At 27.1% G+C, this 266-nt stretch carries 1 protein-coding gene; it reads left to right on the forward strand.

The window, feature by feature from the left end; genetic code table 11:
• A partial coding sequence (locus CXF67_RS18405; protein WP_219621000.1) for a hypothetical protein occupies positions 1-266 on the forward strand: 266 nt, incomplete at both ends.

A 266-nucleotide genomic window follows, 5' to 3' on the forward strand; every position in this document is an offset into this window, starting at 1 on the left:
ACAAATCCCAGTTCCTCGAAAACCGAAATTTTTAAGGATATTTTCCATATAAATATTTACGCTGAAAAATATAATTATCAAAATTCTGTCATTATCTTAATAAACTATCCGAAAAATGATTGGTTGAAAGATTTGAGGAGTTATTTAGCTAATCGTTACTATTTAGCGAGTATCGAAAAACAGAAAAGAATATTTGTCGTATTTAAAGAAAATTTTGAATCCGAATTGACAATTAGTTCTTTACTGGAATTAAAAACGATTTGCCA

The sequence above is a fragment of the Psychroflexus sp. MES1-P1E genome, from assembly GCF_002836055.1.
In the GTDB taxonomy this organism is placed as follows: domain Bacteria; phylum Bacteroidota; class Bacteroidia; order Flavobacteriales; family Flavobacteriaceae; genus Psychroflexus.